Below are 8130 nucleotides of genomic sequence, written 5' to 3'. Positions count from 1 at the left end.
GGGAGCGGGTCGGCTTCAACGGCCGGGGGCCGGGGCACCGCGGTCGGCCGTGCCCACCGTGGCGACCGGCCCGCTCACCCCGGCGCCCCACCACGCGACGTCCACCCTGCCGTGGGGCGTCGCGCTGCTCGCGGTGGGGCTCGCGCTGGAGGCGTACGCGGGGCGCGGGGCGCATCCCTCCCCCGGCGCGCTGGTGTCGCTGTCCGGGCGGTTCGGCGGCAGCGTGCCCGAGGTGGTGGGCGGCTGGGTGCTGACGGTGGCCGGGCTGATCCTGGCCGGGCCCGGGCTCGTACACGGCTGCGGCCGGCTGCTGGCCATGGGACGGCCGGGCCCGCTGCGGCTGCTGGCGGGGCGCATGCTCCAGCAGGAGGCGGGGCTGATCGGACGTCCGGTGGGGGTGCTGTGCGCGGTCGCCGCCGGGCTGTACGGGGCGCTGCGGCTGCACGCGGCGGCCCACGGTCGCTCCGGCGCCGACTCCTTCGGCCCGCTCACCGACCTGGGCGTGGTCCTGGTCCTGATGTGCGCGTTCACCACGGTGCTCAACGCGGCGCTGGAGGCGCGGAGCGCCCGCCGCCGCACCACGGCCGCGCTGCTGCGCCTCGGCGCGTCGGCCCGTCTGCTGCGGGGCGCGGCCGTGCTGCGCGGTGCGGCGCTGCTGCTCCTGCTGGCGCCGGTGGCGTGGGGCGTGGGCCAGTTGACGACGATGCCGTTCACCCACTCCTGAGTCCACCACTCCTGACCCGGCGCCGTCCGGTGTGATTAGCATGACGCCGTGCAGACCGATGACGCTTCCACCACCGCGCCCGACGTCGAAATCGAGTCCCTGGAGGAGTTCGACCAGGTCGTCGCCCGCGGCACCCTGGCCGGATACCGGGTCCAATCCGTCGATCTGACGGCCCGTACGTCCGCGCTGCTGTCCACCGACACCGACCGGGCGGTCTTCCTGGGCTGCCCGATGGAGCCGGAGGCCGCGGCGCGGGTCCGGGCGCAGGGGGCGCTGGTCTTCCCGCCCGTGCCGGACCTGCCGTTCGACCCATACCGCGGCACCCTCTACACCGCGGCCGAGCTGTTCGAGGGCCTGGACGACGGGGTCGACGGGTACGCGGGCACGCCGGACGCGCGCGCCTACGCCTGGTTCCAGCGGACCAAGGCCGACGGCGACATCTTCTCCTCGATGCTGCGCTCGATCCACGACGACGCCGTCTCCGACGCGCTGGACGAACTGCTCACCGGCGCCCGGGTGGTGGGCGTGATGGGCGGCCACGCCCTGGAGCGCGGCTCCGACGGGTACGCGGGCGCCGCCCGGCTCGGGCAGGCGCTGGCGCGGTCCGGGCTGACGGTCGCGACGGGCGGCGGCCCGGGCGCGATGGAGGCCGCCAACCTGGGCGCGTACACGGCACCGCTCCCGGACGCGGCACTGAAGGAGGCGCTGGAACTCCTCGCCGGGCAGCCCTCGTTCCGCCCGTCGGTGGGCGCCTGGGCCGGGGCCGCGTTCGCGGTGCGGGAGCGGTGGCCGGACGGCGGCGCGTCGGTCGGGATTCCGACCTGGTTCTACGGGCACGAGCCGCCGAACGCCTTCGCCTCGCACATCGGCAAGTACTTCGCCAACGCGACCCGCGAGGACGGGCTGCTGGCCCGTTCGAACGCGGGCGTCGTCTTCCTGCCCGGCGCCGCCGGAACCCTCCAGGAGATCTTCGACAACGCCACGCCGAACTACTACGAGTCGCGCGGCGAGCCCACCCCGATGGTGCTCGTGGACCGCGACCACTGGACGCGCCGCCTGCCGGCCTGGCCGCTGCTCGAAGCGCTCGCGGAGGGACGGTCGATGAAGGCCCGCATCGCGCTGGTGGACTCGGTGGACGAGGCCCCGGACACGCTCGCCTCCCTGACGGGCTGAGCACCCTCCCGACGGGCTGAACCTCCGTACGCCCGCCCGAAGGGCTGGACCTCCGAACGCCTGCCCGACGGGCTGAACCTCCCTACGCCGAACCGCGGGCCCTACGACGCGCCGCGCGCCTTACGACCCGTCGAGCACCACCACGTCCGCGGAGTCGAAGATCGCCCCCACCCGGTCCCCCGCCTCCGGGGCGTCCCGCAGCGCGCAGGACGCCTCCAGGCGGGGCCCGTGTTCCGGCTGGAGGACGACCGCCACATGGTCGCCGCGGAAGGTGCGTGCGGCGACCGTGCAGGGCAGCCCGTCCGCGGGGGCGGTGAGCCGTACCCCGGCCGGGCGGACCAGCAGCCGCCCCGGGCCGGGCCGGGAGCCGGGCGGCACCGGCAGCTTGCCCCAGCAGGTGTCGGCGATCTCGCCGTGCACGATCGCCTCGACCACGTTGTCGAAGCCGAGGAAGCGGGCGACGAACTCGTTCGCGGGCCGCTGCCACACCTCCAGCGGGGTGCCGGTCTGCGCGATCCTGCCGTCCTCCATGACCACGACCCGGTCGGCGAGCGCGAACGCCTCGCCCTGGTCGTGGGTGACGGCGAGGACCGTGGTGCCCAGCCGTGCGAACAGCTCCCGCAGCTCCATGACCAGCCGCTCCCGCAGCCCGCGGTCGAGCTGGCCCAGCGGCTCGTCCAGCATCAGCAGCCGCGGCCGGGGCGCCAGCGCGCGGGCGAGCGCGACGCGCTGCTGCTCACCGCCGGACAGCGAGTCGACGGGCCGCCGCTGCGCGCCGGGCAGTCCGACCAGGTCCAGCAGTTCGGCGACCCGGCGGTCCGCCTCCGCGCGCCCGGCTCCCCGCATCCGCAGCCCGAAGGCGACGTTGCCGCCCACGTCGCGCTGCGGGAAGAGCTGATGGTCCTGGAACATCAGCCCCACCCCGCGCCGGTGGGTGGGCACGCCGCTCTGGTCGCGGCCCGCGAGCCACACCCGGCCGGAGGCGGCGCGCTGGAGTCCGGCCACCACACGCAGCATCGTGGACTTGCCGCTGCCGCTGGGGCCCAGCACACAGACGGTCTCGTGCTCGGCGACGTCCAGGTCGACGGCGTCGAGCGCGTCGTTGCGGCCGTACCGGACCGTCACCTCGTCCAGTCGCAGCAGCGTCATCAGGCTCCCCCCATGTCAGAACTCCCCCGAGCGGTCGGTGCGGATGCGCTCCAGGACCAGCAAGGAGCAGGCGCACACCAGCATCAGGATCGTGCTCAGGGCCATCGCCTGCCCGTAGTTGAGCTGTCCCGCGCGGCCCAGGAAGCGCGCGACGGCCACCGGGAGGGTGGGCAGGTCGGGGCGGGCGATGAACACCGTGGCCCCGAACTCGCCGAGCGACACGGCGAACGCGAAACCCGCCGCGACCGCCAGCGCCCGCCCCACCAGCGGCAGGTCCACCTCGCGCCAGGCGCGCAACGGGGACGCGCCCAGCACGGCGGCGGCCTCCCGCAGCCGGTGGTCCACGGCCCGCAGGACGGGCAGCATGGTGCGGACGACGAAGGGGACGCCGACCAGGGCCTGGGCGAGCGGGACGATGACCCAGGAGGCGCGCAGGTCCAGCGGGGGTTCGTCGAGCGCGATGAGGAAGCCGAAGCCGACGGTGACGGCGGAGGTGCCCAGCGGCAGCATCAGCAGCGCGTCGAAGCCGCGGACGAGGCGCCCGGCCCTGCGGGTGAGCGCGGCGGCGGCGAGGCCGCCGACGAGGACGGCGAAGACGGTGGCGACGGCCGCGTACTGGAGGGAGTTCCCGATGGCGTCCACGGGGGCCACGAAGAAGGTGCCGCCGCTGTCGGCGGCGGACTGAAGCGCCCGGTAGTACGTGAACCCGTAGCCGTCCGGCCCGTGGAGCGAGCGTTCCACCAGCACCGCGAGCGGCAGCACGATCAGCACCGCGACGACGGCCAGCACCCCCGCGAGCAGCCCCCACTGCGCCGGGCCTTGCGGGCGCCGCGCGGTCCGGGCGGCGTCGACGAGCCGCAGGGCGCCCTCCCGGCGGCGCACGGTCCAGGCGTGCAGCGCGAGGACGGCCGCGACCGCCGCGAACTGCACGAGGGTCAGCACCGCGGCCGTGGGCAGGTCGAGCAGCTGCGCGGTCTGCCGGTAGATGGCCACCTCCAGGGTGGCGTAGCGCGGACCGCCGAGGATCTGGATCACACCGAAGGAGGTGAACGTGAACAGGAAGACCATCAGCGCGGCGGCGGCCACGGCGGGGCCCAGCGCGGGCAGGGTGACCCGGCGCCAGGCCGCGAGGCGGCTCGCGCCGAGCACCCGGGCGGCCTCCTCCTGGCGCGGGTCGAGCTGCGCCCACAGCCCGCCGACGGTGCGGACGACCACCGCGTAGTTGAAGAAGACGTGGGCCAGCAGGATCGCCCAGACGCTGGTGTCGAGCCGTATCCCCCACAGCTCGTCCAGCAGCCCGCCGCGCCCGAGCAGCCCCAGGAACGCCGACCCCGCGACGACGGTCGGCAGCACGAACGGCACGGTCACCACGGCGCGCAGCAGCCCCTTGCCGGGGAAGTCGAAGCGGGCGAAGACATACGCGCCGGGCAGCGCGACCGCCAGCGTCAGCCCGGTCGAGGCGGCCGCCTGCCAGCCGGTGAACCACAGGGTGTGCAGGACCGACGGGTCGCCCAGCACCTCGGGTATCCGCCCGAGCTGCCACCGGCCACCGACGCGCAGCCCGCGGGTGACGATCGCGGCCACCGGATACGCGAAGAAGACGCCGAAGAAGGCGAGCGGCACGGCCATGAGGGCGAGCCGCAGGGCGGTGCCGCGTGCCTTCCCCTCGCCCTTCTCCTGGTTCTCGCGAGGGGCTACAGAAGGAGCGAGGACCATGCCTTGACCCAGGGCTCACGGTTCTTGGCTATCTTCCGCGGGGGCAGGGTGGCCGGGTCGGCGACCTCGGCCCCGTACCGGGTGAAGACCTCCGGCAGCTCGGCGCCCTCGCGCACCGGATTGACGTACATGTTGAGCGGTACGTCCTCCTGGAAGCGCTTGGTCAGAAGGAAGTCCAGCAGCGCCTTGCCCCCCTTGGTGTTGCCCGCGCCCTTCAGCAGCCCGGCGAACTCCGTCTGCCGGAAGCAGGTGCCGTCCGCCACCCCGGTCGGGGCCTTGGCGGGCTTCGACTTCGCGTCCGCCACCTCGGCGGGCGGGCTGGAGGCGTACGAGACGACGAGCGGCTTGTCGCCCTTGGCGCCGCCCGCCGAGCCGGAGAAGCGGTCGTAGTACGCCTGCTCCCAGCCGTCGACCACCTCGACGCCGTTGGCCCGCAGCTTCTTCCAGTAGTCGCGCCAGCCGTGGTCGCCGTAGCGGGCGGCGGTGCCGAGGAGGAATGCGAGACCGGGGGACGAGGTGGCGGCGTTCTCGGTGACCAGCAGGTTCTTGTAGGCGGGCTTGGTCAGGTCGGCGAGCGTCTTCGGCGGCGCGAGCTTCTTGCGCTCGAAGTAGGCGCGGTCGTAGTTGACGCAGATGTCGCCGTAGTCGACCGGGGTGACGCGGTGCTTCGCCCGGTCGAGCTGGAAGGCCGCGGGGACCTTGTCCAGGCCCTTCGCCTCGTACGGCGTGAACAGGTCATTGTCGAGCGCGCGGGAGAGGAGGGTGTTGTCGACGCCGAAGAACACATCGCCCTGCGGATGGCCCTTGGACAGGATCGCCTGGTTGACGGCGGCCCCCGCGTCACCACCGGCCTGTACCCGCACCTTGTAGCCGGTCTTGCGGGTGAACTCCTTGAGGACCGCCTTGGACGCCGCGAACGAGTCGTGCGAGACCAGGGTGACGGTCTTGGAGTCCTTGCCGTCCGCCGCGTCCCCGCCGCAGCCGGTGAGGACGCCGGTGCCGAGGGATCCGACGAGGGCGGCGGTGACGGCACGCCGAAGATGGCTGTTCATGGTGAGGCTGACTCCCTACGCCGGTATGACCCGGATCAGGTTGGAGGGTCTGCGGCCGTGCCGCACTCTCAGCGCTGTCGCGCTCCCCTGTCGGAATGTTCATTTGTGCGCCGCGATACGACGGTTGTGCGGCGCTTGTGCGAAGGCACCGTATCAGCCGGTGGTCAGCGCTCCGTGGCCGCCAGCTGGCCGCACGCCCCGTCGATCTCCTGCCCCCGGGTGTCCCGGACGGTCACCGGCACCCCGTGCCGCTCCAGGGCCGCCACGAACGCCTTCTCGTCCTCCGGCCGGGACGCCGTCCACTTGGAGCCGGGCGTCGGGTTGAGCGGGATGAGGTTGACGTGCACCCGGTGGCCCTTGAGCAGTCGGCCGAGCAGGTCGGCGCGCCACGCCTGGTCGTTGATGTCCTTGATCAGGGCGTACTCGATGGAGATACGGCGGCCGGACTTCTCCGCGTACTCCCACGCCGCGTCCAGGACCTCGCGCACCTTCCAGCGGGTGTTGACCGGGACGAGGGTGTCGCGCAACTCGTCGTCGGGCGCGTGGAGGGAGACCGCGAGGCGGCACTTGAAGCCCTCGTCGGCGAACCGCAGCATCGCCGGGACCAGTCCGACGGTCGAAACCGTGATTCCACGCTGCGAAAGACCGAGCCCCTCGGGCTCGGGGTCGGTGAGCCGGCGGATGGCGCCGATGACCCGGTTGTAGTTGGCCAGCGGCTCGCCCATGCCCATGAAGACGATGTTGGACAGCCGGGCCGGGCCCCCGGGGATCTCGCCGTCGCGCAGCGCGCGCATGCCGTCGACGATCTGGTGCACGATCTCGGCGGTGGACAGGTTGCGGTCCAGACCCGCCTGGCCGGTGGCGCAGAACGGGCAGTTCATGCCGCAGCCCGCCTGGGAGCTGATGCACATGGTGACCCGGTCCGGGTAGCGCATCAGCACGGACTCCACGAGCGTGCCGTCGAAGAGCCGCCACAGGGTCTTGCGGGTGGTGTCGTTGTCGCAGCTGATGTGCCGCACGACGCTCATCAGGTCCGGCAGCAGCCCGGCCGCGAGCTTCTCGCGCGCGGCGGCCGGTACATCGGTCCACTGGGCGGGGTCGTCGGTGTACCGGGCGAAGTAGTGACGCGACACCTGAGCGGCCCGGAAGGGCTTCTCCCCGAGGGCGGCGACGGCCTCGCGGCGCTCGGCGGGCGTGAGGTCGGCGAGGTGCCGCGGGGGCTTCTTGGCCCCACGCGGCACGGCGAAAGTGAGTTCTCCGGGCTTAGGCATGGCCGTACCAGTGTCGCAGACATGCGGAAGGCCCCGCGCCACGGGCGGCGCGGGGCCTGGAGAGTGCGATCCGTTACGCGGCTCAGCCGCCGCCCACGAAGATCACCAGCAGCAGCCACACCACGGGCGCGGTGGGCAGCAGCGAGTCGAGCCGGTCCATGATCCCGCCGTGGCCGGGCAGCAGCTTGCCCATGTCCTTGATGCCGAGGTCACGCTTGATCATGGACTCGCCGAGGTCCCCCAGGGTCGCGCTGACCGCGACGGCGAGGCCGAGCAGCAGCCCCTGCCACCACACGCCGTCCTCGATGAGGTACTGCATGCACAGCGCGCCGACGACCATCGCGAACGCCACCGCGCCCAGCAGCCCCTCGCGGGTCTTGCCGGGGCTGATGCGGGGTGCGAGCGGATGCTTGCCGAAGCGCCAGCCCACCGCGTATGCACCGGTGTCACTCACCACCGTCAGCAGCAGGAAGGTCAGCACCCGCCACGGGCCGTCCTCGGCGGCCAGTATGAGCGCCACGAAGGTGGCGAGGAACGGCACGTAGAAGGCGGCGAAGACGCCCGCCGTGACATCCCTGAGGTAGTTGTCGGGCGGCTCGGTCATCCGCCACACGAGCACGGCGAGCGCCGTGAGCGACACCGCCACCCACGCGCCCTGCGCCCCGCGCACATAGCCCGCGACGACCATGGCGACACCACCGACGGCGAGCGGCACCAGGGGGACCCGGATGTCCTTCCGCTCGGCCAGCCGGGAGGTCAGCTCCCACAGCCCGACGACCACGGCGACCGCTATCACGCCGATGAACACCGGCTTGTAGATGAAGAGCGAGGCGACGATGACCACGCCCAGCCCGACGCCCACCCCTATCGCGGCCCGCAGATCGCGGCCCGCGCTCTTCTTCTTCGTGCCCTGACCGCCGCCGTTGCCGGGCACGCTGCCGGCGGACTCGGGGCCGGGGCCGGGGGGCGTCGGCGGCTGCCCGGGAGGCTGCCCCGGTCCGGGCCGCTGCTCCCGCTCATCGCGGAACAAGGGGCCGCCCGGCCG

The 8130-nt window shown here is 73.4% G+C and carries 6 protein-coding genes, 1 pseudogene and 1 riboswitch; of the genes and pseudogenes, 2 read left to right on the top strand and 5 right to left on the bottom strand.

Annotation, left to right across the window (positions count from 1 at the left end; all coding sequences use genetic code 11):
* Together EEJ42_RS37095 and EEJ42_RS37090 are read left to right on the top strand one after the other, a co-directional pair.
* Positions 1-724: pseudogene (locus tag EEJ42_RS37095) on the top strand (hypothetical protein); the annotation flags it as partial.
* A gap of 48 nt (positions 725-772) precedes the next feature.
* Entirely contained in the window at positions 773-1897 is a 1125-nt protein-coding gene (locus EEJ42_RS37090; RefSeq protein WP_123106584.1) for an LOG family protein, read from the top strand.
* A 120-nt stretch (positions 1898-2017) separates the two neighbouring features.
* Here the strand turns inward: EEJ42_RS37090 and EEJ42_RS37085 are convergent, their stop codons facing one another.
* From EEJ42_RS37085 to EEJ42_RS37065, 5 genes are all read right to left on the bottom strand, one after another.
* Positions 2018-3046: an ABC transporter ATP-binding protein gene (locus EEJ42_RS37085; RefSeq protein WP_123106583.1), complete on the bottom strand. Its 1029-nt coding sequence runs from the start codon at positions 3044-3046 to the stop codon at positions 2018-2020.
* Between the two features lie 15 nt (positions 3047-3061).
* Positions 3062-4675 carry an ABC transporter permease gene (locus tag EEJ42_RS37080; protein ID WP_123106582.1) on the bottom strand — a complete coding sequence of 538 codons (1614 nt, stop codon included), beginning with the start codon at positions 4673-4675 and terminating at the stop codon, positions 3062-3064.
* A 65-nt stretch (positions 4676-4740) separates the two neighbouring features.
* The gene (locus EEJ42_RS37075; protein WP_123106581.1) at positions 4741-5814 is read right to left on the bottom strand and encodes a thiamine ABC transporter substrate-binding protein; all 1074 of its coding nucleotides are present in this window, start codon (positions 5812-5814) and stop codon (positions 4741-4743) included.
* A riboswitch (TPP riboswitch) is annotated at positions 5810-5913 on the bottom strand. (Overlaps the previous gene by 5 nt.)
* Before the next feature lie 65 nt (positions 5914-5978).
* Positions 5979-7085 (bottom strand): dual-specificity RNA methyltransferase RlmN, encoded by a 1107-nt coding sequence (gene rlmN / locus EEJ42_RS37070; RefSeq protein ID WP_123106580.1) that lies wholly within the window; start codon positions 7083-7085, stop codon positions 5979-5981.
* Positions 7086-7167: 82 nt separating this feature from the next.
* The coding region (locus EEJ42_RS37065; protein WP_425473016.1) for a phosphatidate cytidylyltransferase at positions 7168-8130 on the bottom strand (963 nt) is incomplete at its 5' end.

Origin of the sequence: Streptomyces botrytidirepellens, from assembly GCF_003721215.1 — a bacterium.
GTDB classification, from domain to species: domain Bacteria; phylum Actinomycetota; class Actinomycetes; order Streptomycetales; family Streptomycetaceae; genus Streptomyces; species Streptomyces himastatinicus.
The sequence above is the reverse complement of the archived record's forward strand: the minus strand, read 5'-3'. Positions and strand labels throughout refer to the sequence as shown.